Raw genomic sequence first — 25,240 nt, 5'->3', positions numbered from 1 at the left:
CACCTCGTTCTCGAACGTCCGGGCGGTCCCGGTCAGTCGTCCTCGTCGGCCCTGCGCATGACCACGAAGCGGTCGCGCCGGGCCATGTCCTTGCGGTTGAGCACATCGCGCCACCCCCTGGCCTCGGGGAAGAGCCGCGGAATGTCGATGCCCTGGCCGTCGTGGTGCTCGACCGCCATCGCACCGCCCGGGCGCAGCAGCCTGCGACCCACGGTCTCCAGGGCGCGGATCATGTCCAGGCCGTCCTCCCCCGACCACAGCGCCGGGGCGGGGTCGAAGTCCCGCACCTCGGGCGGGATGGCTCCGACCTCCCCCGTGGGCACGTAGGGCGGGTTGCTGATGAGCAGGTCGACCCGTCCGTCGAGCTCGGGGAGCGCGGTGCGCATGTCGCCGCGGTGCAGGGTGACCCGGTCGGCGTGGCCCGCGGCGTCGATGTTGCGCCGGGCCCACACGAGCGCCCCCGGATCGATCTCCACGGTGTGCACGCGCGAGCGCGGCACCTCCTGGGCGATGGAGATGGCGATGGCGCCCGAACCGGTGCCGAGGTCGACGACCAGGGGGTCGGCGACATCCATCGCCCGCAGGGTCTCGATGGCCCAGTCGACCATGATCTCGGTCTCCGGGCGGGGGATGAACACCCCCGGCCCCACCTGGAGCTCGAGGTAGCGGAAGTAGGCGCGGCCGGTGATGTGCTGGAGCGGCTCGCGGGCCTCGCGGCGGGAGACGCACTCCCAGTAGCGGGCGTTGAAGTCGGAGTCGGCGACCGTGTGCAGTTCCCCTCGACGGACACCGTGCACGTAGGCCGCGAGTTCCTCTGCGTCCGTACGCGGCGATGCGACACCCGCCTCCGCGAGTCTCAGTGTCGCGCGGGCGACCTCGTCGAGCAGAAGGTTCATGACTGGGCCGCTTCGAGCCTCTCCTTGGTGTCCGCGTCCACCAGGGCCTTGACGACCCCGCCGAGGTCTCCGTCGAGGACCTGGTCGAGGTTGTAGGCCTTGTAGCCGACACGGTGGTCCGAGATGCGGTTCTCGGGGAAATTGTAGGTGCGCACGCGCTCGGAGCGGTCCACGGTGCGGACCTGGCTCTTGCGCTCGGCCGCGGCCTCGGCGTCGGCCGTGGCCTGGGCCTCGGCATGGATGCGGGCGCGCAGGATGCGCATGGCCTGCTCCTTGTTCTGGAGCTGGCTCTTCTCGTTCTGGCAGGAGGCGACGATACCGGTCGGGATGTGGGTGATGCGCACCGCGGAGTCGGTCGTGTTGACGCTCTGGCCGCCGGGTCCCGACGAGCGGTAGACGTCGATGCGCAGGTCCTTCTCGTGGAGCTCGACCTCGATCTCCTCGGCCTCGGGCACCACGAGGACGCCGGCCGCGGAGGTGTGGATCCTGCCCTGGGACTCGGTGACCGGGACGCGCTGGACCCGGTGCACGCCGCCTTCGAACTTGAGCATCGGCCAGACTCCGGTGCCCGGCTCGGGGGTGCCCCTGTTCTTGAAGGCGATCGTGATGTCCTTGTAACCGCCCAGGTCGGAGTGGGTGGCGTCGATGATCTCGGTCTTCCAGCCCTGGCGCTCCGCGTAGCGCAGGTACATGCGGACCAGGTCGCCCGCGAACAGGGCGGACTCCTCGCCGCCCTCGCCCGCCTTGACCTCCATGATGAGGTTCTTGTCGTCGGCGGGATCGCGCGGGACGAGCAGGAGGCGCAGGCGCTCGGTGAGCTGCTCAGCCTCCTGGGTGAGGCGGTCGGCCTCCTCGGCGAAGGAGGGGTCCTCCGCGGCGAGTTCGCGTGCGGCCTCGATGTCGCTCTCGACCTCGGAGAGGGCGCGGTAGGTCTCGATGACGGGGGTGAGCTGCGCGTAGCGCTTGCCCAGAGAGCGCGCTCTTCCCTGGTCGGCGTGCACCTCGGGGTCCGCGAGCTGCTGCTCCAGCTCGTAGTACTCACCCAGAAGGTCGTCCAACTTCACTTGTGTCATCCCGCCTTGTTCGCGTGCCTCGCCTGTCTCATTGTCCCCGTCCGGGAACGAACCGGTCCCGCGGTGCCGGTCGGCCGGCGCCGCGGGACAGCGGGGAGCGCTACTTGCGCTTGCCGAAGCGCTTCTCGAAGCGGGCGACCCGGCCGCCGGTGTCGAGGATCTTCTGCTTGCCGGTGTAGAACGGGTGGCACGCGGAGCACACCTCGGCGCGGATCTTGCCCTCACCGACGGTGCTGCGGGTGACGAAATGGGCACCGCAGGTGCAGGTCACCTCGGTCGCGACGTACTCGGGGTGGATGTCGGCCTTCATCGTGTGTCTCCTCATCAGGGGCTCGGCCGCCGGACGCACGCGGGACGGGCCACCTCTCGGTGGGGCGTCGTGATGTCGCGTGCGCGAACCGGTGCCGCGTCGATCCAGGTGGTGGGGCGGCCGTGCCCTCGCGCGGAGGACGGGGCTTTCCCTTCACCAGTCTGCCAGAAGCACAACGATGCCCGGACCAGTGTCTATTCCCGCGGCCGGGCCGTCGCGGCGCACGGCGGCGGCCCTTTCCCCGGGAACCTCCGGGGAAAGGGCCGTTACCAGGACCTGGGTCAGCGCTCGGGGCCGACCGTCGTCTTCTGGATCTGGAGCAGGAACTCGGCGTTGCTCTTGGACTCCTTCATCTTGTCCAGGAGCAGCTCGATGGCCTGCTGGGTGTCGAGTGCGTGCAGCACCCGGCGCAGCTTCCAGACCACGTTGAGCTCCTCCGCCGACATGAGGATCTCCTCCTTGCGGGTGCTGGAGGCCTCCACGTCGACGGCGGGGAAGATGCGCTTGTCGGCCAGGCTCCGGCTGAGCTTGAGCTCCATGTTGCCGGTGCCCTTGAACTCCTCGAAGATCACCTCGTCGGCGCGCGAGCCGGTCTCGACCAGCGCGGTCGCCAGGATGGTGAGGGAGCCGCCCCCCTCGATGTTGCGGGCGGCGCCGAAGAAGCGCTTGGGCGGGTACAGCGCGGTGGAGTCCACACCGCCCGACATGATGCGGCCGCTGGCCGGGGCCGCCAGGTTGTAGGCGCGGCCCAGGCGGGTGATGGAGTCCAGCAGGACGACGACGTCCATGCCCATCTCCACGAGCCGCTTGGCCCGCTCGATGGCCAGGTCGGCGACGACCGTGTGGTCCTCGGCCGGACGGTCGAAGGTCGAGTGGATGACCTCGCCCTTGACCGTGCGCTGCATGTCGGTGACCTCTTCGGGACGCTCGTCCACGAGGATGACCATCAGGTAGCACTCGGGGTTGTTCTCGGTGATGGCGTTGGCGATCGCCTGCATCACCATCGTCTTGCCCGCCTTGGGCGGAGAGACGATGAGCCCGCGCTGGCCCTTGCCGATCGGTGCGACCAGGTCGATGATGCGCGTGGTCAGCACGCCCGGCTCGGTCTCCAGGCGCAGCCGCTCCTGCGGGTAGAGCGGAACCAGCTTGGAGAACTCCTGGCGGCCCCGGGCCTGGTCGGGAGACATGCCGTTGACCGAGTCCAGGCGCACCAGGGCGTTGAACTTCTCCTTGCGCTCGCCCTCGCGGGGCTGGCGGACCGCACCGATGATGTGGTCGCCCTTGCGCAGACCGTGCTTGCGCACCTGGGCCAGCGAGACGTAGACGTCGCTGGATCCGGGCAGGTAGCCGGTGGTGCGGACGAAGGCGTAGTTGTCCAGGATGTCGAGGATGCCCGCGACCGGCAGCAGGACGTCGTCCTCGCCGATCACCGGTTCCGGTTCCTGGCTGCCGCGGCCGCGGCGGTCGCGGCGGTCGCGGCGGCGTCCCCGGCGGCGGCCGCCGAACTCGTCGTCGTCACTGCCTCGGTTCTGCTGCTGGCCGCCGCCCTGCTGCTGCTGTTGCTGGGGCTGGGCGGCGCCCGAGCCCTGGTCCTCGCCACCGCGGTTGCGGTTGCGGCGGTTGCGCTGGCGGCGTCCCTCGCGCTCCTCGGAGGCGTCGGAACCGTTCTTCTGGGGGGTGCTCGATGTCTTCGTCACGCTGCTCGCGGAAGTTGGGGTGTCGGTACCGTCCACCGAACGGGCCTGGTCGCCGGTCTCGTCCCCGCGTCTGCGGGGGGAGCGACGGCTGCGGGACGGCTTGTCGCCCCGCCCCTGGGCGTCGGCAGCGGCCTGGTCCGGCGACTGCTCGGCCGCGCTGCTGCGGGCCTCGTCCGTACCCGACGATTCCCGGGCCCGGACTTCGCTGTCGGCTGCCTCGACCTTACCCGTCTCGGGGGCCTCGGCGCTCTTCTTCGCGGATCTGGAGGCGGTCGGGCCGCTGACAGGGCCTCCCTGCTTGGCTTCGATCGCGGCGATGACGTCGCTCTTGCGCATGCGCCCCGTACCGGTGATGCCCATGCTCGACGCGAGCTTCTGCAGCTCGGGGAGCTTGAGGGCAGCGAGCCCGGTGCCGCGCGCGGCGCGGGACCGTGCCGGCGAGGTGCCCGTGGCAGCAGCGGCTCCGGCCTCCGTTCCGGAGGCGCCGGTGGTGGTTGTGCTGTCGACCGCCGCGTCCGTGTGGAGTTCGGTGGTGTCGCTCACTAAGGGTCCTTCCCAAGGAGCGGGCTTCGGCCGTCAGCGGATTGCTTGATCGGCCGGCCCGATGGTGCGAACCGGCAGGGCCGGGTAGGGCTTGCCCCACGTGGATGTCGGAAACCGGCTGAAGACGGTCCCCTACCCAATCTCAGCGGGCTCTGGGTACAGCCAGACGTCGGGGTGAATGGCTCGGTGGCGGTGCCCGTCAACCAGGGTGACACGCTCGTCCGAGGAGGAGCGAACTTCGGAGACGTCGACACACTCGCGCGGATACCGCGGACTCGACACGTTGGCTACCGCTTCCGGAAGGTCGTGGGACCGGACCACACCGGGGTATGGGACGCGGACGCCGCTGTGGCGGATGAGCACTCGCCCCGCGGACGGGGCGCCTGGTGCTCCACCTAGCCTAACATCACCAGAGGCCACGGCTATTCCTCGACACATGGTGCTACGGATGGGGAGATGGGGTCCGCACCCCCGCCGGCTCGATGTGCAGGGGGCGTATGTCCCAATCATTACCCGCGCTTCGAGCGATCGAATCAACCTGGCGGACGATTTCCGGTGAATCGGTGTCGGCCTCCCCCTCCTCCACCGAGCACAGCACCAGCACCGTGGGCCCCGCTCCGGAGACCACCGCGGGCAGACCGTGCCGTTCACGCAGGTCGCGGACCAGCTCCAGGGTCCGCGGCATGGCGGGCTCCCGGTAGTCCTGGTGCAGGCGGTCCTCGGTGGCCGCGTACAGCGCGTCGGGGCGTCCGCACACGGCCGCGGTCATCAGCGCGGAGCGCCCTGCCGCGAACGCCGCGTCGGCGTGGGGCACCGCCGCGGGGAGCAGGCCCCTGGCCCGTTCGGTGGACAGGTGCCAGCCCGGGACGCACAGGACCGGCAGGATGCGCCGGTCGACGGCCAGGGAGACCGCGCCCCAGCGTCCGCCGTCGCGGTAGGCCACGGTGTAGCCCCCGAAGACGCAGGGGGCGACGTTGTCGGGATGCCCCTCGATGTCCGCGGAGACCTGGTAGATCCAGTCGAGGTCGGGACCCTGGCCGGGACCGGTGCGTCCCAGCAGGGCGGAGGCCGCGGCGACACCGCCGACGATCGCCGAGGACGACGAGCCGAGCCCGCGCGCGTGCGGAATGTTGTTGACGCAGTCCAGGGTGAGCCCCGGCAGCTTCTCACCGACGCGGTCGAAGGCCTCGGCCATGGACCTGACGACGAGGTGGCGCCGGTCCAGCGGGACCTCGCCCGCCCCTTCGCCACCCACCCGGACGCGGAGCTCGCCGTCGTCGCGCACGGTGACGTCGAACTCGTTGTACAGGCGTACGGCCAGTCCGAGGGAGTCGAAGCCGGGGCCGAGGTTGGCGCTGGTGGCCGGCACCCGGACGGACACCCGCGCGGGGCCCGGTGGGGTCATGGTGCGTGCTCCCACGGTCAGGCGAGGTCGAGCGCGCGGGCCGCGGCGAGGGCGTCCACCGGGACCGTGGTGGCGGAGGAGGCGCCGGCCAGGGCCCAGTCGGGGTCCTTGAGGCCGTTGCCGGTCACCGTGCACACCACGCGGCTGCCGCGCTCGACCTGCCCTGCCTCGGCGGCCTGGAGGAGGCCGGCGACACTGGCCGCGGAGGCCAGTTCGACGAACACGCCCTCCTCGGCGGCCAGAAGCCTGTAGGCGGCCATGATCTGGCGGTCGGTCACCTTGTCGATGAGGCCGCCGGACTCGTCGCGCGCCTGCTCGGCGAGCCTCCAGGAGGCGGGGTTGCCGATGCGGATCGCGGTGGCGATGGTGCTCGGGCTGGTGACGGGGGCGCCGTCGACGATGGGCGCGGAGCCGCTGGCCTGGAAGCCGAGCATGCGGGGGTTCCTGGTGGAGATCCCGTCCCTGCTGTACTCGGTGTAGCCCATCCAGTAGGCGGTGATGTTGCCCGCGTTGCCGACGGGGATGCAGTGGACGTCGGGGGCGTCACCCAGGGCGTCGACGATCTCGAAGGCAGCGGTCTTCTGGCCCTGGAGGCGGTAGGGGTTGACCGAGTTCACCAGGGCGACGGGGTAGTCGACGCTGAGCTTGCGGGCCAGTTCGAGGCAGTCGTCGAAGTTGCCGTCGACCTGGAGCAGGCGGGCGCCGTGGACGAGGGCCTGAGCGAGCTTGCCCATGGCGATCTTGCCGCGCGGCACGAGCACGGCGCAGGTCATGCCCGCGCGGATGGCGTAGGCGGCGGCGCTGGCGCTGGTGTTGCCGGTGGAGGCGCAGATGACGGCCTTGGCACCGTCCTCGGCCGCCTTGGTGATGGCCATGGTCATACCCCGGTCCTTGAAGGATCCCGTGGGGTTGAGGCCCTCGACCTTGAGGAAGACCTCGCATCCGGTGAGCTCGGATACACGCGTCGCGGGCAGGAGGGGCGTGTTGCCCTCCTGGAGCGTCACGACGGGGGTGCTCTCGTTGACGGGGAGGCGGTCGCGGTACTCCTCGACGACGCCTCGCCACGCCCGTGCCATGCTCACGACTGTGTCCCTTTCGGGTGGATACGACTTCACTTGAAGATCGGTGGAAGGGGCGGGGCGCGCCGGTCCTCTGGCCTGCACCGCCGCCGCGTACGAGTCTATGTCCCCGCGGGGGCGTCCTGCATCGCGGACCCCGGTCTCAGCATGTGGAACGGCGGGCCGGGGTCGCGCCCCCGCCGGCCGGACCCCTCGGCCGGCGGATCAGTCGGCGAAGGTCTCCACGCGCATGACACTGGCGACCTCCCGGACCATCTCGTGCCCGCGCAGGTCCGCCACGGTGCTTCTGAGCGCGGCATCCGGGGCGGGGTGGCTGACCAGCACGAGCTGGGCGTCCTCACCCCGGCCCTCCTGGCGCACGTTGCGGATGGACACGCCGTGGTCGGCGAAGATCTCGGCCACCTTCGACAGCACGCCCGGGCGGTCGGCCACGTCCAGCGCCACGTGGTAGCTGGTGACGGTCTCGCCCATGTCGTGCACCGGCAGGCCGGTGTCGTGGCCGCCCTCGGAGACCGAGGTGCCGGCCAGGCGGTTGCGCGCCACCGCCACCAGGTCGCCCAGGACCGCACTGGCCGTGGGGGTGCCGCCCGCCCCGGCTCCGTAGAACATCAGGCGGCCCGCCGACTCGGCCTCGACGAAGACCGCGTTGTAGGCCTCCTTGACCCCGGCCAGCGGGTGTTCGAGGGGGAGCATGACCGGGTGGACGCGCACACCCACGGAGGCACCGTCCTCGGAGCGCTGGCAGATCGCCAGGAGTTTCACCACGCAGCCCATCGCCCGGGCGCTGGCGATGTCGCCCGCGGTCACCCCGGTGATGCCCTCGCGGTGCACGTCGGCCGCGGTGACCTTCTGGGTGTGGAAGGCCAGCCGGGCCAGGATCGCGGCCTTGGCCGCGGCGTCGAAGCCCTCCACGTCGGCGGTCGGGTCGGCCTCGGCGTAGCCCAGGGCCTGCGCCTCCTCGAGCGACTCGGTGAACCCCGCACCGAGGGAGTCCATCCGGTCGAGGATGTAGTTCGTGGTGCCGTTGACGATGCCGAGGACGCGGTTGACCCGGTCACCCGCCAGGGAGTCGCGCAGCGGCCGCAGGAGCGGGATCGCACCCGCGACGGACGCCTCGTAGTACAGGTCGACCCCGGCCTCGCGCGCGGCGGCGTGCAGGGTCTGGCCGTCCTCCGCCAGGAGCGCCTTGTTGGCGGTCACCACGGACTTGCCCGCCCCGATGGCGGCGAGGATCAGCGAGCGGGCCGGCTCGATGCCGCCGATGACCTCGACCACGACGTCGATGTCGGGGCGCGTGACCAGGGACGCGGCGTCGGTGGTCAGCAGTGCCGGGTCGACACCGCGGTCGCGGTCGGTGCGGCGCACCGCGATGCCGCCGATCTCGATGCGCGTGCCGACCCGAGCGGCCAGCTCCTCGGACTGCTCGTTGACCAGGCGGACGACTTCCGAACCCACAACGCCGCATCCGAGCAGCGCCACCTTCATCGCCATTTGGGCGTGACTCCCACTTCTCTCGTGTCCTCTCCGTACATGTGGAGGGACGTTTCAGCCGACGTCGAGGCGGAGGAGGTCCTCCTCTGTCTCCCTGCGCACGATCACGCGGGCGCTCGCGTCCCGGACCGCCACCACGGCCGGCCGGGGCAGGTGGTTGTAGTTGCTCGCCATGGAGTAGCAGTAGGCCCCGGTGGCGGCGACCGCCACCAGGTCGCCCGGCCGGAGGTCGGCGGGCAGGTACAGGTCGTGCACGATGATGTCGCCGCTCTCGCAGTGCTTGCCGACGAGGCGGGAGAGCACGGGGTCCGCGTCGCTCTCCCGGGACACCAGCCGGCTGGTGTACTCCGAGCCGTAGAGGGCGGTGCGGATGTTGTCGCTCATGCCGCCGTCGACGCTGACGTAGGTGCGGATGCCCTCGACGTCCTTGACGGTACCCACCTCGTAGAGGGTGATTCCGGCCGGGCCCGCGACGGCGCGGCCCGGCTCCACCGCCAGGCGCGGCACCGGCAGGCCGGCGTCCTCGCACTCGCGCCGCACGATGGAGGTGAGGCTGTCGGCGATGCTCTTGGGGTCGAGGGGCTTGTCGCCGGAGACGTAGGCGATGCCCAGGCCGCCGCCGAGGTCGAGTTCGGCGAGGGTGACACCCATGTCCTGGTGGATCCCGGTGAGGAAGCGGGTGACGCGGCGGGCCGCGACCTCGAAGCCGGCGGTGTCGAAGATCTGGGAGCCGATGTGGGAGTGCAGGCCGACGAGCTCCAGGTGCGGGGCGTCGAGCACGCGGCGGACCGCCTCGGCGGCGGCACCGGTGCTGAGCGCGAAGCCGAACTTCTGGTCGTCGTGGGCGGTGGCGACGAACTCGTGGGTGTGCGCCTCCACCCCGGTCGTGACGCGGATCAGCACCCGGGGGGTGCGGTCCAGCTCGGCGGAGATGCGTTCGAGCCGCTCGATCTCGTCGAGGGAGTCGAGGATGATCCGGCCGACACCCGCCGAGACGGCGCGGCGCAGCTCCCGCTCGGACTTGTTGTTGCCGTGCATGCCGATGCGCTCGGCGGGCACCCCGGCGGCCAGGGCCACGGCCAGCTCCCCGCCCGAGCACACGTCGAGCTTCAGCCCCTCCTCGGTCACCCAGCGGGCCACCGCCTTGGTCAGCAGCGCCTTGCCCGCGTAGTAGACGTCGGCCCCCGCGAAGGCCTCGGCGTAGCTCCGGGCCCGGCCGCGGAAGTCCTCCTCGTCCATGACGAAGAGGGGGGTGCCGTACTCGGCGGCGAGCTCGCGGACGCCGACGCCGCCGACGACGAGCTCGCCGTCCTCGCGGCGGGCGGTGGCGGGCCAGATCTGCGGGTCGAGCGCGTTGAGGTCCTCGGGCGGCAGGGGCGGGTTCTCCTCCGGCAGGACCTCCGCGTGGCGGGATCCGGCGGGATGGGCGTAACGGCTCATGATCGGCTTTCGGCTGGGTCTGTGGAACTGTGCGGGAGGCTGCCCCGCCCATTGTCCCCTTCTCCGGTCGGGACGGAAGGGTTGGGTGCGGTCCGCGGCGGGCGGAGCGTCTACAGCCTTGTGGGCGCCGACACCCCGAGCAGGAAGAGCCCGGTGCGGAGAACCCCGGCGACGGCGGCCGGAATCGCGGTGGCCTCGCCGCGGTCCGCCGGTTCGGCGGAGGAGGGGCACACCCGCCACTCATCGTAGGCACCGGCCAGCGTCTCCAGGTATCTGACCAGGATATGGGGTTCCTCTCGGCGCGCGGCCGTGTCGAGGGCGCTGGGGCCGTCCAGAAGGGCCCGCCGGACGGGGGCGGTGTGCTCGGAGCAGGCGGTGTGCGGCTCCGCTCCTCCGGCCGTCCAGCGTTCCTGGCCGACCGCGTGGGCGTGGGCGTAGCGCAGCCGGAAGGCGGGGTTGGCCTCCGTCAGGCGCACCCACGCCCCCGGGTTCTCGGCGGACGGGAGCGCGGGCAGGTCCCGGCCCGTGGTCTCCCCCGCACGGGGGTGCTCGGGAACCGAGCGGCAGAAGGCGATGCGGGCGCTGTCCTCGCCGACGGCGCGCAGCGCCCGGGCGGCGGGTGTGGGCGGCAGGTCGGCGCCGCCGTCGCGGTAGCGGTCGCGCCAGGACACCTCGCCTGCGGGGCCGGGGGGCGGGGGCGGGCCCCCGAGGGCCAGGGCGATGCGGGCCCGCGCGTCGGCCCGGGCGAGGCGGCGGGCCCGGGCGACCGGCCCGGCGTCGTGCAGCTCGGTGCGGGGCCACTCCCCCGGCCCGTCCCAGGCGCGTCCGGTGAGGTAGCGGGGGCCGTCGGAGGCCGCCTCCAGGAGTGCGCGGCGCTGGCCGGCGGTGAGTGTGAGGTCGAGGAAGCCGCGGGCGTCGGCGCGGACCGCGGCGAAGGAGGCCGCGCCCTCGCCGCGCATGCGCAGCAGCTCCTCGGCGATGCGGGCGCCCGCCCGCAGGTGGGGTCTCTCCTCACCCGGCGGCAGAGCGGACCCCGCCAGGCGCACGATCCTGGGCGGCAGGGCGGTGGCGGCGTCGGCGCCCTCCCCCGCGTGGTCCCCGCGCGGCCAGACGAGCGGGATCCGTTCGGGTTCCAGCCCGAAGGACCGTGCGGCGGCCCCGCGCACGAGGGCCTCCATCTGTCTGGGGGTCACTCCCGCCCTCCACCGAGGAGGCCCCGTACGACGTCGACGAGCTCGTCGGGGTCGAAGGGCTTGGTGACGTAGGCGTTCACCCCGATGCGCTCCGCGCGCCGCCGGTCCTCCTCCTGGGTGCGGGCGGTGACCAGCACGATGGGGCAGTGGCGGGTGCGCTCGCGGGCGCGCAGACGCTCCGCGGCGGACCAGCCGTCCAGGCGGGGCATCATCACGTCCAGGGTGACGACGTGGGGATCGATGCGCTCGACGTGTTCGAGACAGTCCTGCCCGTCCACGGCCGTGAACACCTCGAAGCCCTCGAGCTCGAGGTTGAGGCGGATGAGTTCACGGATCACGTGGTCGTCCTCGACGACGAGAACCCGCGCAGGTAGGGCGTTCACGGGCGCGACACTACCGCTGCCGGATGCCTCGGCACCACCGGATCGCGAAGTTCCTGCCATCCCGGGCGCGCGGTGCGCGTGTGGACGAAGCGCGCGAGGCCCCTGCTACAGTTGTTCTCGCAAGCCAGCCCCCTTAGCTCAGGGGATAGAGCAACGGCCTCCGGAGCCGTGTGCGCAGGTTCGAATCCTGCAGGGGGCACACACACCGGACCAGCACCATCACGGCGCTGACCAGGCGATACGGCGTCCTACGGGGCGCCTTTCGTGTGTCAGCCCTCGTCATCCGGCACCACCTTTCCCGGACCTCTGTGGTCGGGCTGTGGTCAGGACACCGAAACACAGAAAGGGCGGGTGCCCCGAGATCCTCGGAGCACCCGCCCTGTCGTGTCTTCTCGTGACGCTTCTATGTCAAGCGGCGGGCTGACAGGCCTCTTGCAAGGCTTCTTCAGCCCGCCATTGCTGCCGGTCAGCCACCATCGCCCGATACACCACATCCACCAGATGACGCTTCAACGCCCGCTGCGCTCCCCGCTTGCCCTTGGCCTCCACCCGCGCCGCCACATACTCCCGCGCCGGCCCGAACCTTTGCGCCTGCACCATCGCCACCGTGTGCAACACCCGGTTCACCTGCCGATTGCCACCCCGATGCAACCGGTGCCGCTCCCGATCAGCCGAAAACACCGGAATCGGCGCGCACCCCGCATAGCGGGCCAGCTTCGCCGAGGACGCGAACCGCTCCACATCCCCCACCTGCGACAGCAGCACCGCCGCCGAAACCACCCCCACCCCGGCAATGGCCAGTAGGTGCGGCGCCACCGGCTCCACCAGCTCCCGCAGCCGCCGCTCCACCTCCCGGATCCGCGCCAGCAACCCCTCCAGCTCACCGACCAGGGCCAGCAGCACCCACCGCACCGTCTCCTCCACCGCTGCCGCGGCCACCACCTGGCGCACCCGCGCCAGCGCCGCCCCGCTCGACAGCCCGCCAGGGGCATGCTCGAGCTCCACATGCACCATCGTGGCCAGCCGGTTGGCCACCGCCACCCGCCGCTCGACCAGGTCGGCGCGCAGGTCCACCAGCAGCCGTATCTGCCGCACCCGGGGGTCGATGCGGTGGCGGGCCAGGTGGGGGTCGGCCATGGCCGCGCGCGCCACCGCCACCGCATCGATCACGTCGGACTTGGCTCCCCGGGTGGCGGTGATACGGCGCTGGGCGGCCATGGCCCGCACCGGGACCCACACCACTTGCTGGCCGTGCAGCAGCAGCGCATCGGCCACTGCCCGGCCCAGGCCGGGGCCGCCCTCGATGGCCCACAGCACCGGCCGGCCCTGGGCCAGGGGCCGGATCCAGGCCAGCAGCCGTTCCAGGGCCTCAGGGCCGGTGGGGACTTTCAGGGGCCGGCCCAGCCGGGTGCCGTTGTCGGCCAGTGCGACGGCCAGGTGCATCTGCTTGTGCGGATCGATGCCCACTGTCACCATGGTGGTGTCCTGTCCTTGTCTTTTGGTGGAGGGACGGGACTGCTGCCAGGGCTCTGCCGTGGGGGACAGATCTACTGTGAGTTATGGGATGCACAGGCTTCTATTAGGTCACTCCCACAGGCAGGGCCCTGGTGTGCGAGCGCTGGTGGACACGTCACGAGAAAGCCATCTCGGACAGATCTTGTAGGAGTCACCCCAGCGTCGCGATCGGGGAGAGCTCCCGTCGAAACCCTCCCTGACACCACCATGGTGGACCAGTAGATCTTGTATCTGCGGTCACTTCGGCCGGCTACAGGACGGCAGCGAGACGGGGTGAGATCGGCTCCAGGGACAAGATCACGGGGAACGGGGCGGAGCCGGAAGGGCAGGTCACTGCCGCGCCGTGTCCGACGGGCGCGGGGAGAGGGCGACGGGCCAGCTGCCGTCGACGACCGCCTCGGGGTCCTTGCGCCGCAGGTAGGCCTGGAAGGAGGCGGCCTGCTCGGCCTTCCAGCGCACCTGGGCGGCGTGCAGGTCGTCCAGGTCCAGGGCGGTGAGCTCCTCGTGGGCGGCGGCCAACTTCCAGGCCAGCCGGGCGGCGGCCAGGGCGTCGGCGGACGCTCCGTGGGCCTGTTCCTGGTCGAGGGGCACACCGTGGAGGGCGCACACGTCGGTGAGCTTGCGCCCGCCGCGCCGGTAGGGGTCGACCCGCTTGTCCAGCACCAGGGGGTCGATGACGCGCAGGCCTTCGACGAAGCCGGCGGGGAGGCCGTGGCGGTCCAGTTCCGCGCAGAGCAGGCCGAGGTCGTAGGGGGCGTTGTAGACCACCACGGGCAGGCCGTCGGCGGAGACCTTCTCCAGGGCCGCGGCGATCTCCGCCACGACCTCCGCCGCGGGGCGGCCGGAGCCGCGCGCCTGCTCGGTGGTGACACCGTGGATGGCGGTCGCCTCTGCGGGGATCTCGATCCCGGGGTCGGCCATCCAGGTCCGGACGTCCTTCGTGCGCGCGGCCGGGTCGATCCGCCACAGGGCGGCGGTGACGATCCGGTCGGCGGTGACGTCCAGTCCCGTGGACTCGAAGTCCAGTGCGGCCATCGGCCGGGTGTGCCAGCTCATGTGTGCCCTTCCGTTCGGTGCCCTCCTATCGTGCCCTGTACCTGTGACAGCCCGCCGCACACACGGCCTGGTGCGCCCGGTGTCGCGGCCTCCAGGCCCTGTTTTTCGGATCATCTCGGGCTGCACGGCCGCCAGGCGCCCCCTTGCCGCGCCGGAGAGCTTGCCAAGCCCACCGGGCTGAGCTGCGCTCTCCGCCTTGCCAGGGAACACCTGGCCGACCGTTCGCCGGAGGATCGGCTCCGCCGATACGGCGAGAGCGTCCAAAAAACAGGGCTTAGGTTGGTTCCATGAAATTCCTGGTACGCGAACGCGTCTTCGACATCGGTGACGACTACTGGGTGACCGACGAGGACGACCGCAAGGTGTTCCTCGTGGACGGCAAGGCCCTGCGCATCCGCACGACCTTCGAACTCAAGGACACCGAGGGCAACCTCCTCACCACCATTCGCCGCAAGCTGTTCAAGGTGCGCGACCAGATGCGCGTCGAGCGCGACGGGCAGACGGTCGCCACGGTGCGCAAGCGCCTGGTCAACCCCCTGCGCGACAAGCTCGTGGTCGAGGTGGAGGGGGCGCCGGACTGGGAGGTCACAGGGGACTTCCTCGGCAAGGAGTACGTGATCAGCGACGAGCACGGCACCGTCGCGCACGTGTCCCGGACGTGGTTCCGGATCCGCGACACCTACGCCGTGGACGTCAACACCCACCGCGACGACATCGGCGGCGACGTCGCACTGGTCATCAGCGTCGCGGTGGCGGTGGACTCCCTCACCCGCGACGACGACGGCGAGGAGGACTGACACGGGCGCGGCGGCCCGTTTCCGGTAGCCGGCTGTAGTGACCGCCCGGACCCGTATGCCCCAGACTGTCGGGGACCGAAGAGGCGCGGGCTGGAGGCAGTCGGAGATGAAGGTCTGGAGAGCGGTCCTGCGGGCCGTCGGCCACCTGGTGGTGGCCCTGGTCACGGGGATGGCGGCGATGGTGGCGCTGCCGCTGACAGCGGTGGCGGTGCTCCTGTCGCTGCTGGGCGGGGCGCGGTTGTCGTCCGGCTGGTTCCTCCTCCTGCACCGGTGGGCGGAGTCGTACCGGGCGCGGGCGGCCGGCTTCCTGGGCGCGCCCGCTCCCGAGGAGGCGCCGCCGCCCCCGAGCGGTCCGCGCGAGCTGCGGCGGGCGCCGTCCGCCCGCCGCCTGCTGCGGTGGGCGGCCCAGGAGGCCCTTCTCGGTACCGCCCTCGGTCTCGCGGGCACGGCCGCGGCCGTGATGCCGGTGGACGCCCTGCTGTTTCTCCTGTGGTGGGCGCTGCCCTTCGAGGAGAGCTTCCTCGGGATGCCGGTGGACGGCTGGGCCCCCGCCCTGGTCGCCTTCTCCGCCGAGGCGGCCGCCGGCCTGGCGCTGCTGCGCTGGGCGGTCGTGCCCGTGGCCCGCACCCACGCCCGGCTGGCGCTGCGCCGGCTGGCCCCCTCCCGGGCCGAGGTGCTCGCCGCGCGGGTGGACGAGCTGAGCCGGACCCGGGCCGGGGTCGTCGACGCGCACGGCGCCGAGCTGCGCCGCATCGAGCGCGACCTGCACGACGGCACCCAGGCGCGGCTGGTGGCGATCGCCCTCCAGCTGGGGGTGGCCAAGGAGGCCCTGAAGGACGATCCCCGCGCGGCCCGGCTCCTCGACCAGGCCCACGAGGGGGCGGAGGAGGCGATGGCCGAGCTGCGCCAGGTGATGCGCGGTATCTACCCGCCGGTCCTGGCCGACCGCGGGCTGTCCGGTGCGCTGGACGCCCTGGCCGCCCGCACGGGCATCCCCACGCGGATGGACACCGGGGACCTGGGCACTCTGCCCGTCCCCGTGGAGACCGCCGCGTACTTCGTCGTCACGGAGGCGGTCACGAACGCGGTCCGCCACTCGGGGGCGCGGGAGATCGGCGTGCGCCTGCTGCGGGAGGACGGTGTGCTGCGGGTGTCGGTGCGCGACGACGGCCGCGGCGGGGTGGACGAGGAGCGGGGAACGGGGGTGCAGGGGATCCGTCGGCGGGTGGCCGCCCTGGACGGCTCGGTACGGGTGGACAGCCCTGCGGGCGGCCCTACGGTGCTGGAGGTGGAGCTGCCGTGCGGGTCGTGATCGCGGAGGACAACGTCCTGCTGTCGGCGGGACTGGAGCTGCTCCTGTCCACGCAGGGGTTCGAGGTGGTCGAGATCGCGGCGGACGCCCCGGCCTTCGCCTCGGCGGTGGCGCGGCACCGGCCCGATCTGGCGGTCGTGGACGTGCGGCTGCCTCCGGGGTTCCGCGACGAGGGCATCCGCGCGGCCATCGAGGCCAGGCGCACGCACGAGGCGCTTCCGGTGCTGGTGCTGTCGCAGTACGTGGAGCGCGAGTACGCGGGTGAGCTGCTGGCCGACGGCCGGGGCGGGGTGGGATACCTGCTCAAGGACCGGGTGGCCCGGGTGGGCGAGTTCGTGGACGCGCTGCGCCGGGTGGCGGAGGGCGGCACGGTGATGGACCCGGAGGTGGTCCACCAGCTCCTGGCCCCCAGGGCGGGCGACCCCCTGGACTCGCTGACCCCGCGCGAGACGGAGGTGCTGGCGCTGATGGCGGAGGGGCTGGGCAACGGGGAGATCGCCGGCCGGCTGGTGGTCACCGAGAACGCGGTGCACAAGCACGTGGGCAACATCTTCGCCAAGCTGGGGCTGTTTCCCGCCGACCCCGGGCACCGGCGGGTCCGCGCGGTGCTCGCCTACCTCGACAGCAGGTGAGCGCGGCCCCGCCCGCTCGGGCCGGCCCCGGGGCGGCGGTCCGGGCCGCACGCGGGACCCGGAACGCCTGCCGCCGGCACGGTCCCGGGCCGGGCACGGGGAGCGCGTTCAGGCGGCCGGCCAGGAGCTGCCCGTCATGTCGAAGGCCAGGTGGAACCACACCTTGCGGATACTGGGGTGGCCGTTGTCCCCCCAGGAGCTGGCGAAGCTGTCCACCAGGGCCAGGCCGCGCCCGCTCTCGGCGGTCAGCCGGTCGCCGGTGGCGGGCACCGCGGTCAGCGGGCCGCCCTCCCCGGCCGCGGCCCTGGTGGGGATCCCGTTGTCGCGGCACACCAGTGTCATGCCGTTGGGGGTGCGCGTCACCCGCAGCACGAAGGTCTGCCCCTCCTCTCCCGAACGGCTGTGCTTGATGGCGTTGGTGGCCAGTTCGGTGCCCATCAGGGCGAACACGTAGCGGTACTCCCCGTCCCGGGCGGCGGCGCAGGTGTCGAGGAAGGCGCGGGCGAGCGGCACGGCGGCGGGCTCACCCGGAAACTCCCAGTGGCGCTTCGTGAACGGGACCGGGGGGCGTCCGTTGAAGTAGTGCCGGTACTCGTCCGGGACACCCGCGAGGACGCTGTCCTCGGCCGTGGCAAGGGTGGGCACGGAGACGAGTGAGGGCATGGGGAACTCCTTCGGCGGGGCGGTTCAGTGGGCAGGCGAACCGGGGGAGGGTCTGCTGCGGGAGCGTCCGGCGCCACGAGGGGGAGGGATGGCGGGACCGGTACACGACCATACGCGATCGGGCTTCCCCGGGACAGTGGGTGCGGGTGTGGCGCACCACCCCTCTTCCCGGGCTCCTCGGCCTACCGCGGCCAGGGTCTGGGCCGCGGCTGCCTCCGCGGCTGTCCGGTCGCCGACGGCCGGCGCCCTGGGCCTGCGGCTGTCGGACCGCCTGCTGCCCCTACCGGGGCGAGCTCGTCCCCGACGCGCAGGCATGAGCGCCGGCGCGGTCGCGTGCGGGTGACGCGGCCGGTTCGCGCCGGACCCCGCGGAAGGGACCTGGCGGGCAGAAGGGGCGGGCCGCCCGGGGACGCCTGCGCCCCGCACCTCCCGCAGGCGCGACAATGGACGCCGTGGGACGAGGAAGACTGCGCATCTACCTGGGGTCGGCCCCCGGGGCCGGCACGACGCACAGCGCCCTGGCCGAGGCCCGCCGGCGGGCGGACGAGGGCGTCGACGTGGTCGTGGCTGCGGCCCACACGCGCCACCGCGAGCGCACGTCGGCGCTGCTCGAAGGGCTGGAGGAGATTCCCCTCCACCCGTCGGGCTCGGTGGACACGGCCGCCGTGCTCGCCCGGTCGCCCCGCCTGGCCGTGGTCGACGACCTCGCCCTGGCCAACCCGCACGGCTCCCCCAACGAGTACCGCCGGCAGGACGTCGAGGAGCTGCTGGAGGCGGGCATCGACGTGCTGTCCACGGTGGGCATCCACCACCTGGAGTCCCTCAACGACGTCGTGCACCAGATCACCGGGGTGCGGCCCCGCCGGACCGTGCCCGACCACGTGGTGCGGCGCGCCGCCGAGATCGAACTCGTGGACACCACCCCCCAGGAGCTGCGCCGCCGCATGGCGCGCGGCGACATCCACACGCATGTCGACGCCGCGCTCGCCGACTACTACCGGGAGGGCAACCTCGCGGCGCTGCGCGAGCTGGCGCTGCTGTGGACCGCCGACCGGGTCGAGGAGAGCCTGGCCCGCTACCGGGGCGAGCACGAGATCCGGCGCACCTGGGAGGCGCGCGAGCGGGTGGTGGTGGCGCTCACCGGAGGACCCGAGGGGGAGACGCTGATCCGCCGGGCCGCCCGCGTCGCGGCGCGTTCGCGCGGAGGCCGCCCGCAGCCCAGCCACCTCATGGCCGTGCACGTCGTCCCTCCGGGCGGCATCGCGCAGACGCCCGGCGGTGACCTGCTGCGCCAGCGCAGACTGCTCGCCGAGCTGGGCGGCACCTACCACCAGGTGGTCGGCAGCGACGTCCCCACAGGGCTGCTGGAGTTCGCGCGGGGCGTGCACGCCACCCAGATCGTGCTGGGCTCCTCCCGCCGCAGGGCCTGGCAGTACATGTTCGGTCCGGGGGTCGGCACGATCGTGGCCCGCGAGTCCGGCGACATCGACGTGCACATCGTCACCCACGAGGAGGTGGGCAGCGGCCGCTGGCCCCTGCCGCCCCAGGTCCGGGGCCTGGGCGGCCACCGCCGGCTGGCGGGATGGCTGCTGGCCCTGCCCGCACCGACGCTGGTGTCGCTGGTTCTGGCGCTGCCCCCGTTCGCGGACACGGGGCCCGCGTCGGACGCGATGCTCCTGCTGCTGACCACCGTGTCCACGGCGGCGGTCGGCGGTCTGCGGCCCGCCCTGGTGTCGGCGCTGTGGAGCGCCCTCCTGCTCACGCTCCTGCTGTCGCCCCTGCACGGGCGCCCCGCCGTGTCCCTGGACAACGCCCTCGCCCTCGTCGCCTTCACCCTCGTGGGGGCACTGGTGGCGATGGTGGTGGAGACGGCGGCCCATCGATCGGCGCAGGCGGCCAGGGCGCGTGCCGAGGCCGACGCGGTGACCCTGCTGGCGGGCAGCGTCCTGGCGGGGAACGAACCGCTGCAGGCCCTGCTGCGGCGGATCCGGGAAACCTTCGGCCAGCGTTCGGCGACTCTGCTGGAGCTGGCGGGCGAGCCGGGCGAGGACGGTTCCCCGGCCGGGGCGCCCGAGGGGAGCGGGTGCCTGGACGGTGACCGGTGGCGCGCGGTGTACAGCGTGGGCAGCCCGGCGGCGGACTCCCCCGAGGAGGCCGACGTCCTCGTCTCCATCTCCGACAGGCTGGCGCTCGCCCTGCGCGGCCGGGTCCTGCCCGCCGCCGACCAGGGGGTGCTGCGGGCCTTCGCCGCGCACATCGGTATCGCCCTGGAGCACCAGAGGCTGGAGTGGGACGCGGCCGAGGCGCGCCGCCAGGCCGCGGGCAACCGGATCCGCACGGCGCTGCTGGCCGCGGTCTCCCACGACCTGCGCACGCCGCTCACCTCGATCAAGGCGAGCATGTCGAGCCTGCGGGCCACCGACATCGCCTTGAGCGAGGAGGACCGCGAGGCTCTGCTGGAGACGGTCGAGGTGTCCACCGACCGGTTGAACCGGCTGATCGACAACCTGCTGGACATGAGCCGGGTGCACACCGACAGCGTGCGGCCCAAGCTGGCACCGGTCGGTCTGGAGGAGGTCGTCCCGCTGGCCCTGCTGGGTCTGCCGGGCGGAGCGGTCACCGTGGACGTGCCCGACGGCCTGCCCCGGGTCCCGGCCGACGCCGGCCTCCTGGAGAGGGCGGTGGCCAACGTGGTCTCCAACGCGGTCCGCCACAACCCCGATCCGCGTGTTCCCGTACTGGTGGCGGCGAGCGCGCACGGCGACAGCGTCCAGCTGCGCGTGGTGGACCGGGGTCCGGGGGTCTCCGACGAGGGCAAGCAGCGCATGTTCGAGGCGTTCCAGAGGCTGGGCGATGCCCCTCAGGGGACCGGGGTGGGGCTGGGCCTGGCGGTGGCGCGCGGTTTCGTCGAGGCCATGCACGCCACGCTCGACCCCGAGGACACCCCGGGCGGCGGACTGACGATGGTGTTCACGTTCCGGGCCGCGGAAGGCGTCCGCACGGAGGACGCGGTGACCGGGGTCGGGACCGAGGGAAGGAGGGCCGGTGCGGGTCCTGGTCGTTGACGACGACATGCAGATCATCCGGGCGATGCAGATCAATCTGCGGGCGCGGGGACACGACGTGGACACCGCCGCCGACGGCGCGTCGGCGCTGAGGTCGGCGGCGGAGCACTCCCCCGACGTGGTCCTGCTCGACCTCGGCCTGCCCGACATGGAGGGGCTGGAGGTCATCCAGAGGCTGCGCGGCTGGTCCCAGGTACCGATCATCGTGCTGTCGGCCCGCCATTCCTCGGGGGAGAAGGTGCGCTGCCTGGACTCGGGGGCCGACGACTACGTGACCAAGCCGTTCGGGATGGACGAGCTGCTGGCGCGGATGCGTGCGGCCGAGCGCCGGTCGGTGCGCAGCGAGGAGGCCCCGGTGGTACGCACCTCCTGCTTCACCGTGGACCTGGGAGCCAAGCGGGTCCTGCGCGACGGCGGGGAGGTGCGCCTCACCCCCACCGAGTGGCACATCCTGGAGATCCTGGCACGCAACGCCGGACAGCTGGTCAGCCAGCGGCGGCTCCTGCACGACGTGTGGGGCCCCGCCTATCAGAGCGAGACCAACTACCTGCGGGTGTACATGGCGCAGCTGCGCCGCAAGCTCGAACCGGACCCGGCCTGTCCGCGCTACCTGATCACGGAGGCGGGCCGGGGCTACCGGTTCGAGAACGCCGCGCTGTCACCGCGCGGGGACTGAAGCCTCAGCGGCCTGCGTAGGCCCCTCCGGAGAGCTCCATCAGGAGGTCGAACTCCTCGCTGTTCTCCTGACCGCGGTTGGCCTTGGCGACGGCCATGCAGGGGGCGAAGGCGCGGACCCAGTCCATCATGCGGCCGCCGTCGACCCCCATGACGCGGGAGAGCGTGTCGACGCGCTCCTCCACCTCCTCGCGGGTGGTGGCCTTCCACAGGGCCCAGTCCACCGCGTCGACGGCGCCGTCGCCCAGGCAGGCGCGCGGGTCGATGACGACCAGGCCGCGGGGACCGCCGTCGAGCACGTTGCCGGGGTGGAGGTCCCCGTGGACGGGCACAGCGTCGACCTCGCTGTCCGAGAGCTCCCTGGCCCGGGTGAAGCCGCGGTGCATCACCGCGGCGGGGATCATCTCGGCGGCCCGGCCCTCGCTGTGCTCGCGGCCCCACAGGTCGAAGACGAACTGCACGCGCGAGGCCAGGGGCGGCAGCTCCAGGAGCTGGGCCCGCGGCACCTCGGTCCCGTGCAGCTCGGCGATGAGGGAGCCGATGGTCTCCATCGGCGGCACCTCGCCCCGGGCCGCGACGGTGTCGCCCTCGATGAACTCCATCAGGATCGCGCCGCGGGGCACGCTGACGTCCCACACCTCGGGCACCCTCCGGGAGGAGGACCACATCATGAGCAGGTTGGCCTCGGAGACGGCCAGGCCGCTGTCCGGGGAGAGCTTGACGACCCCCCTCCGGCCATCGGCGCGGGTGACCTCGATGACCACGGACGTGCGCCCGTGCGGGGCGGGACCCTCCAGCCTCAGCCGCCACTGGGAGGCGAGTTCGTCCAGGACCGCGGGCAGGTCGGCCAGCCACTCCCCCACGTGGCTGCCGAAGCGCCGTTCCAGGCGCCGACGCTGCCGGTCGTCGACGAACCTTGCTGTGAGGTCGTTCATAGGTCCACCTTCGGATCCGCTCACGTCGGTGCCGCGGGGCGGTCCCGCGCACGGGGGCGGAGCGGAGCGTGCCTCGTCGTGGGTGCGGGGAGTTCCCGCCCGTGGAGCACATACCCGTTCCGGCGACCCGGGTAACGGACCGTGCCGGTGCGGGCCCCGCAGGGCCCGCGGACCGGGCTCACACGAGGCGGCCCTTGGCGGCCCGGTGCTGGGCCAGAAGTGTGTCCACGACCAGTTCGGAGGGCCACAGGGGGGAGGTGATGGCCGTGGCGTCGAGCCTGCGCAGCAGGTCGAGGTCGGGGCCGTCGACGAGCCGCCAGGCGGCGACGGCGACGTTCTCGCGGCCGTTGCGCCGCAGGCGGTCGACGGCGTCGACCACCGAGGGTGCCCAGGTGCGCAGGTAGCCGACCTGGACCGGTGAGCCCAGGCGGCGGCTGAGCATGCGCGCCACGTCCATGACCACCTGGCGCTCCTCCGTGCCGGTGGTGCCGTCGGCAGCCAGGACCACGCCGTCGTCGCGGCTCCAGCCCGCGTCGGAGAGGCGTCCGGCCAGGTCGGCGACGATGGACGGAACCGCGCCGAGGGGCGGGGTACGGCAGGAGTCCCCCAGACTGCGGAGGTCGAGCCGGGAGAGCAGCCGGGCGCTGGCGACGTCGCCGCCCGCGACGAACGCGGGGACGACGACCTTGGGCCCGCGGACGGAGCGGAGGGCACCGGCGACCTCCTCCGGGCTGCCGAAGGCTGTCGCCACAGGCGCCTCGCCCCGCTCGGCCACCGCTTCCGCGAGACCGCACAGGGCCTCTCGCCGCTGCGCGTCGCGGGAGTCGTCGGCCAAGAGGACCATCGTCGGGACCATGAACGGCTCCTTCGTCTTCTCTGTATATCTGCTGCTGCTTGTCGAGGCTGCAGTGGATCGGTTTCCGGAGGATGCCCCTGTGTTACGCGGAGGAAAACAGCAGATAATGGCTGTCTTGGTTATCACCAGAACCGGCCCTGGTGAACCACAACAATCGCCGAAAAAAATGAGTAAGTCCACCTTCTCGACAGTGGTATAGACCTCATACGACACCCGACGCCTCCTGACCTGCATCGAAACCCCAAGGGTCGCTCAACCGGACACGGAGGGGCTCGGAGAGGGCGCCGGCGGCAGATCGGCCGACGAGAGCCTCACAAGTCGGGAAAAATGCCCACAGAACTTCTCCAGAGAAATCCCGGGAAAACACGTCCCATGCATCCGCACGGTGCCGATGCACGTGCTTGCGAATGTGCGCGAGAAATTGTCCCTCCCGGTCCGACCCCCGTCCGACCGGAGGACCTCGGCCCTTCTCCTGCGGACCCGATCCCTTAGCGCCTGATCCTCCTTCTTGTCAAGGGTGCACACCTCCCCTTTCCGGCATAGCCGCACACCACCTGACGTGGGGGGACAGGGTGCGGGTTCGGTGCCGCCACTTGCGATCGCTTCCGGACCCGCCCACACTGGATCGCGGAGAGGAGCACTCCACTACAGGCCCTCCGGCCCCAGCAGCGCTCTTCAGCCACATGAACTCCCGACTACATCGCTCGCATGTGGGTAATGGGGTTGCCGGAAACCGACCGTCCAGACTGGAGTGAGCATGGCCGTCCACCCTCGGGTGCGGACGATCGCGCGGACCTTTCTCACGCACGCCGACCGGGAGGCCCCGGGCCTGGTCGAGGGTCTCTACCTGACCGGTTCGGTCGCTCTCGGCGACTTCCGCCCCCACACCAGCGACGTCGACTTCGTCGTCGTCACCTCGGCCCGGCCGGGCCCCACCGAGCTCGAACTGCTCCGGCGCGCGCACGCGCTCACGCGCAACGACGCCGCCGGCCTCCAGTTCAACGGCATCCACGTCACGTGGGAGGACCTCACCCGCGACCCGGCCGCCTGCGGTCCTGTCGCCTCCGTCATCGGCGGCCGGTTCCGCGACCGGGCCGACAGCGATGTCAACCCCGTCACCTGGCACGTGCTCGCCGAGCGGGGCGTGACCGTACGCGGTCCGCACCGGCTCGAGCTCGACGTGTGGGACGAGCGCGAGAGCCTGCGCGCCTGGTCGCTCGGGTCCTTGGACGAGCAGTGGCGGCGCTGGCGGGAGAAGGCCGGACGCCTGGTCACGCCGCGCGGGCTGGCCGTCCTCGGATCCCTCGCCCCCTCCTGGAGCGTGCTGAGCGTGAGCCGCCTCCACTTCACCCTCAAGACGGGTGAGATCACCTCCAAGTCGGGTGCCGGCGCCTACGCGCTGCACGCCTTTCCGGAGAAGTGGCAGCGAGTCGTCAACGAGTGCCTGCGGGTCCGGCGCGGCTTCGGCAGCCCCTCCCTGTACGAGAGCGCCCTGGCCCGGCGCCGGGCCGCCCTGGACTACATCGAGATGGTCCTGGACGACGCCCTGCGCCCCGGTCTCGCCCTCTGAGGAAACGGGAGCACCGGTTCGCCGGGGCGGAAGGGCTTCTGCGGATCTCCGTCCTCGCACGGACGGGACCGGACTAATCTTTGGTGCATGACCATGCGTCCCATCGTCCGCTTCGGCGACCCTGTACTCGTCACCGCGACCACACCCGTCACCAAGTTCGACAAGCACACCGCATCCCTGGTCCAGGACCTGCTGGACACGGTGGACGCCCCCGGCCGGGCCGGCGTCGCCGCCACCCAGATCGGGGTGGGGCTGCGTGTGTTCAGCTACAACGTCGAAGGGCGCATCGGCTACGTGATCAACCCCGAGATCGCGGAGCTGTCCGAGGAGGTGCAGGACGGCGACGAGGGCTGCCTGTCCATTCCCGGCCTCTGGTACCCCACCCGGCGGGCCATGCACGCCGTCGTCACCGGCGTGGACCTGCGCAACGAGCCCGTCACCCTGCGGGGCAGCGGCCTCATGGCACGCGCCCTCCAGCACGAGACCGAGCACCTGGACGGCGTGCTCTACATCGACCGCATCGAACCGGAGGCGCGCAAGCAGGCACTGCGCGAGATCCGCCGGTCCGACTGGTTCATGCCCGCCGAGCCGCCGAGCCCCGCCGGCGTCCAGCTGCCCAGCGCCTTCGGCGGCGCGGGCTGAACCGCTGCCGCG

The 25,240-nt window shown here is 72.2% G+C and carries 23 protein-coding genes and 1 tRNA gene; 9 read left to right on the top strand and 15 right to left on the bottom strand.

The window, feature by feature from the left end:
- Positions 1-32: 32 nt before the first annotated feature.
- The 10 genes from prmC to FHS13_RS11880 form a co-directional block, all read right to left on the bottom strand.
- Positions 33-896, bottom strand: a complete 864-nt coding sequence (gene prmC / locus FHS13_RS11925; RefSeq protein WP_184291506.1) for a peptide chain release factor N(5)-glutamine methyltransferase — start codon at positions 894-896, stop codon at positions 33-35.
- A complete protein-coding gene (gene prfA, locus FHS13_RS11920) occupies positions 893-1,960 on the bottom strand; it encodes a peptide chain release factor 1 (RefSeq protein ID WP_343064999.1) in 1,068 nt (355 codons plus the stop codon). Before prfA ends, prmC begins: the two co-directional genes overlap by 4 nt.
- A gap of 109 nt (positions 1,961-2,069) precedes the next feature.
- Positions 2,070-2,279: a 50S ribosomal protein L31 gene (gene rpmE / locus FHS13_RS11915; RefSeq protein ID WP_184291502.1), complete on the bottom strand. Its 210-nt coding sequence runs from the start codon at positions 2,277-2,279 to the stop codon at positions 2,070-2,072.
- 281 nt (positions 2,280-2,560) lie between these two features.
- Positions 2,561-4,519: a transcription termination factor Rho gene (gene rho / locus FHS13_RS11910; protein WP_184291500.1), complete on the bottom strand. Its 1,959-nt coding sequence runs from the start codon at positions 4,517-4,519 to the stop codon at positions 2,561-2,563.
- Between the two features lie 442 nt (positions 4,520-4,961).
- Positions 4,962-5,924 carry a homoserine kinase gene (gene thrB, locus FHS13_RS11905; RefSeq protein WP_184291498.1) on the bottom strand — a complete coding sequence of 321 codons (963 nt, stop codon included), beginning with the start codon at positions 5,922-5,924 and terminating at the stop codon, positions 4,962-4,964.
- Between the two features lie 17 nt (positions 5,925-5,941).
- Entirely contained in the window at positions 5,942-7,000 is a 1,059-nt protein-coding gene (gene thrC / locus FHS13_RS11900; RefSeq protein ID WP_184291496.1) for a threonine synthase, read from the bottom strand.
- Between the two features lie 207 nt (positions 7,001-7,207).
- Entirely contained in the window at positions 7,208-8,494 is a 1,287-nt protein-coding gene (locus FHS13_RS11895) for a homoserine dehydrogenase (protein WP_184291494.1), read from the bottom strand.
- Positions 8,495-8,548: 54 nt separating this feature from the next.
- Positions 8,549-9,934, bottom strand: a complete 1,386-nt coding sequence (lysA, locus tag FHS13_RS11890; protein ID WP_184291492.1) for a diaminopimelate decarboxylase — start codon at positions 9,932-9,934, stop codon at positions 8,549-8,551.
- Positions 9,935-10,044: 110 nt separating this feature from the next.
- On the bottom strand, positions 10,045-11,127 hold the full coding sequence (locus tag FHS13_RS11885) for a DALR anticodon-binding domain-containing protein (protein WP_184291490.1): 1,083 nt from the start codon (positions 11,125-11,127) through the stop codon (positions 10,045-10,047).
- A complete protein-coding gene (locus tag FHS13_RS11880) occupies positions 11,124-11,510 on the bottom strand; it encodes a response regulator (protein ID WP_184291488.1) in 387 nt (128 codons plus the stop codon). Before FHS13_RS11880 ends, FHS13_RS11885 begins: the two co-directional genes overlap by 4 nt.
- A gap of 127 nt (positions 11,511-11,637) precedes the next feature.
- On the opposite strand from FHS13_RS11880, the gene FHS13_RS11875 reads away from it, so the two are divergent.
- Positions 11,638-11,709: transfer RNA gene (locus FHS13_RS11875), tRNA-Arg, on the top strand.
- A gap of 209 nt (positions 11,710-11,918) precedes the next feature.
- On the opposite strand, the gene FHS13_RS11870 is transcribed toward FHS13_RS11875, so the two are convergent.
- Both FHS13_RS11870 and FHS13_RS11865 read right to left on the bottom strand, forming a co-directional pair.
- Positions 11,919-12,977 (bottom strand): IS110 family RNA-guided transposase, encoded by a 1,059-nt coding sequence (locus FHS13_RS11870; protein ID WP_221442742.1) that lies wholly within the window; start codon positions 12,975-12,977, stop codon positions 11,919-11,921.
- Positions 12,978-13,355: 378 nt separating this feature from the next.
- Entirely contained in the window at positions 13,356-14,081 is a 726-nt protein-coding gene (locus FHS13_RS11865; protein WP_184291485.1) for an exonuclease domain-containing protein, read from the bottom strand.
- A gap of 287 nt (positions 14,082-14,368) precedes the next feature.
- Between FHS13_RS11865 and FHS13_RS11860 the strand changes: the two genes are divergently transcribed.
- The 3 genes from FHS13_RS11860 to FHS13_RS11850 all read left to right on the top strand — a co-directional run bounded on the left by FHS13_RS11860 (position 14,369) and on the right by FHS13_RS11850 (position 16,822).
- Positions 14,369-14,878, top strand: a complete 510-nt coding sequence (locus FHS13_RS11860) for an LURP-one-related/scramblase family protein (protein WP_184291483.1) — start codon at positions 14,369-14,371, stop codon at positions 14,876-14,878.
- Positions 14,879-14,984: 106 nt separating this feature from the next.
- Complete coding sequence (locus tag FHS13_RS11855) at positions 14,985-16,190, top strand: sensor histidine kinase (RefSeq protein WP_184291481.1); 1,206 nt, start codon at positions 14,985-14,987, stop codon at positions 16,188-16,190.
- On the top strand, positions 16,178-16,822 hold the full coding sequence (locus tag FHS13_RS11850; protein WP_184291479.1) for a LuxR C-terminal-related transcriptional regulator: 645 nt from the start codon (positions 16,178-16,180) through the stop codon (positions 16,820-16,822). The genes FHS13_RS11855 and FHS13_RS11850 overlap by 13 nt, the downstream gene beginning before the upstream one ends.
- 108 nt (positions 16,823-16,930) lie before the next feature.
- Here the strand turns inward: FHS13_RS11850 and FHS13_RS11845 are convergent, their stop codons facing one another.
- A complete protein-coding gene (locus FHS13_RS11845) occupies positions 16,931-17,485 on the bottom strand; it encodes an ATP-binding protein (protein ID WP_184291477.1) in 555 nt (184 codons plus the stop codon).
- Between the two features lie 443 nt (positions 17,486-17,928).
- Between FHS13_RS11845 and FHS13_RS11840 the strand changes: the two genes are divergently transcribed.
- Together FHS13_RS11840 and FHS13_RS11835 are read left to right on the top strand one after the other, a co-directional pair.
- Positions 17,929-20,550 (top strand): ATP-binding protein, encoded by a 2,622-nt coding sequence (locus tag FHS13_RS11840; RefSeq protein ID WP_184291475.1) that lies wholly within the window; start codon positions 17,929-17,931, stop codon positions 20,548-20,550.
- Positions 20,531-21,226 carry a response regulator gene (locus tag FHS13_RS11835; protein ID WP_184291473.1) on the top strand — a complete coding sequence of 232 codons (696 nt, stop codon included), beginning with the start codon at positions 20,531-20,533 and terminating at the stop codon, positions 21,224-21,226. Before FHS13_RS11840 ends, FHS13_RS11835 begins: the two co-directional genes overlap by 20 nt.
- Positions 21,227-21,230: 4 nt before the next feature.
- Here the strand turns inward: FHS13_RS11835 and FHS13_RS11830 are convergent, their stop codons facing one another.
- Both FHS13_RS11830 and FHS13_RS11825 read right to left on the bottom strand, forming a co-directional pair.
- Entirely contained in the window at positions 21,231-22,160 is a 930-nt protein-coding gene (locus tag FHS13_RS11830; RefSeq protein WP_184291471.1) for an aminoglycoside phosphotransferase family protein, read from the bottom strand.
- Positions 22,161-22,338: 178 nt separating this feature from the next.
- Positions 22,339-23,016, bottom strand: coding sequence for a sirohydrochlorin chelatase (locus tag FHS13_RS11825; RefSeq protein ID WP_184291469.1), 678 nt, complete (start codon positions 23,014-23,016; stop codon positions 22,339-22,341).
- On the opposite strand from FHS13_RS11825, the gene FHS13_RS11820 reads away from it, so the two are divergent.
- The 3 genes from FHS13_RS11820 to def all read left to right on the top strand — a co-directional run bounded on the left by FHS13_RS11820 (position 23,015) and on the right by def (position 25,228).
- Complete coding sequence (locus FHS13_RS11820) at positions 23,015-23,215, top strand: hypothetical protein (RefSeq protein ID WP_184291467.1); 201 nt, start codon at positions 23,015-23,017, stop codon at positions 23,213-23,215. The genes FHS13_RS11825 and FHS13_RS11820 overlap by 2 nt on opposite strands.
- 558 nt (positions 23,216-23,773) lie before the next feature.
- Positions 23,774-24,586, top strand: coding sequence for a nucleotidyltransferase domain-containing protein (locus FHS13_RS11815; RefSeq protein ID WP_184291465.1), 813 nt, complete (start codon positions 23,774-23,776; stop codon positions 24,584-24,586).
- 87 nt (positions 24,587-24,673) lie between these two features.
- Positions 24,674-25,228: a peptide deformylase gene (def, locus tag FHS13_RS11810; RefSeq protein WP_184291464.1), complete on the top strand. Its 555-nt coding sequence runs from the start codon at positions 24,674-24,676 to the stop codon at positions 25,226-25,228.
- Positions 25,229-25,240: the final 12 nt, after the last annotated feature.

It is taken from the genome of Nocardiopsis algeriensis (assembly GCF_014203695.1).
GTDB lineage: Bacteria > Actinomycetota > Actinomycetes > Streptosporangiales > Streptosporangiaceae > Nocardiopsis > Nocardiopsis algeriensis.
This window is presented reverse-complemented; position numbering and strand designations above follow the sequence as displayed.

What these genes read in the sequence shown, in the direction of transcription:
- prmC (WP_184291506.1), bottom strand. Translation starts at nt 896, where the DNA reads ATGAACCTTCTGCTCGACGAGGTCGCCCGCGCGACACTGAGACTCGCG.
- rpmE (WP_184291502.1), bottom strand. Translation starts at nt 2,279, where the DNA reads ATGAAGGCCGACATCCACCCCGAGTACGTCGCGACCGAGGTGACCTGC.
- thrB (WP_184291498.1), bottom strand. Translation starts at nt 5,924, where the DNA reads ATGACCCCACCGGGCCCCGCGCGGGTGTCCGTCCGGGTGCCGGCCACC.
- thrC (WP_184291496.1), bottom strand. Translation starts at nt 7,000, where the DNA reads ATGGCACGGGCGTGGCGAGGCGTCGTCGAGGAGTACCGCGACCGCCTC.
- FHS13_RS11895 (WP_184291494.1), bottom strand. Translation starts at nt 8,494, where the DNA reads ATGGCGATGAAGGTGGCGCTGCTCGGATGCGGCGTTGTGGGTTCGGAA.
- lysA (WP_184291492.1), bottom strand. Translation starts at nt 9,934, where the DNA reads ATGAGCCGTTACGCCCATCCCGCCGGATCCCGCCACGCGGAGGTCCTG.
- FHS13_RS11865 (WP_184291485.1), bottom strand. Translation starts at nt 14,081, where the DNA reads ATGAGCTGGCACACCCGGCCGATGGCCGCACTGGACTTCGAGTCCACG.
- FHS13_RS11860 (WP_184291483.1), top strand. Translation starts at nt 14,369, where the DNA reads ATGAAATTCCTGGTACGCGAACGCGTCTTCGACATCGGTGACGACTAC.
- FHS13_RS11855 (WP_184291481.1), top strand. Translation starts at nt 14,985, where the DNA reads ATGAAGGTCTGGAGAGCGGTCCTGCGGGCCGTCGGCCACCTGGTGGTG.
- FHS13_RS11845 (WP_184291477.1), bottom strand. Translation starts at nt 17,485, where the DNA reads ATGCCCTCACTCGTCTCCGTGCCCACCCTTGCCACGGCCGAGGACAGC.
- FHS13_RS11840 (WP_184291475.1), top strand. Translation starts at nt 17,929, where the DNA reads ATGGACGCCGTGGGACGAGGAAGACTGCGCATCTACCTGGGGTCGGCC.
- FHS13_RS11830 (WP_184291471.1), bottom strand. Translation starts at nt 22,160, where the DNA reads ATGAACGACCTCACAGCAAGGTTCGTCGACGACCGGCAGCGTCGGCGC.
- FHS13_RS11820 (WP_184291467.1), top strand. Translation starts at nt 23,015, where the DNA reads ATGAACGGCTCCTTCGTCTTCTCTGTATATCTGCTGCTGCTTGTCGAG.
- FHS13_RS11825 (WP_184291469.1), bottom strand. Translation starts at nt 23,016, where the DNA reads ATGGTCCCGACGATGGTCCTCTTGGCCGACGACTCCCGCGACGCGCAG.
- FHS13_RS11815 (WP_184291465.1), top strand. Translation starts at nt 23,774, where the DNA reads ATGGCCGTCCACCCTCGGGTGCGGACGATCGCGCGGACCTTTCTCACG.
- def (WP_184291464.1), top strand. Translation starts at nt 24,674, where the DNA reads ATGACCATGCGTCCCATCGTCCGCTTCGGCGACCCTGTACTCGTCACC.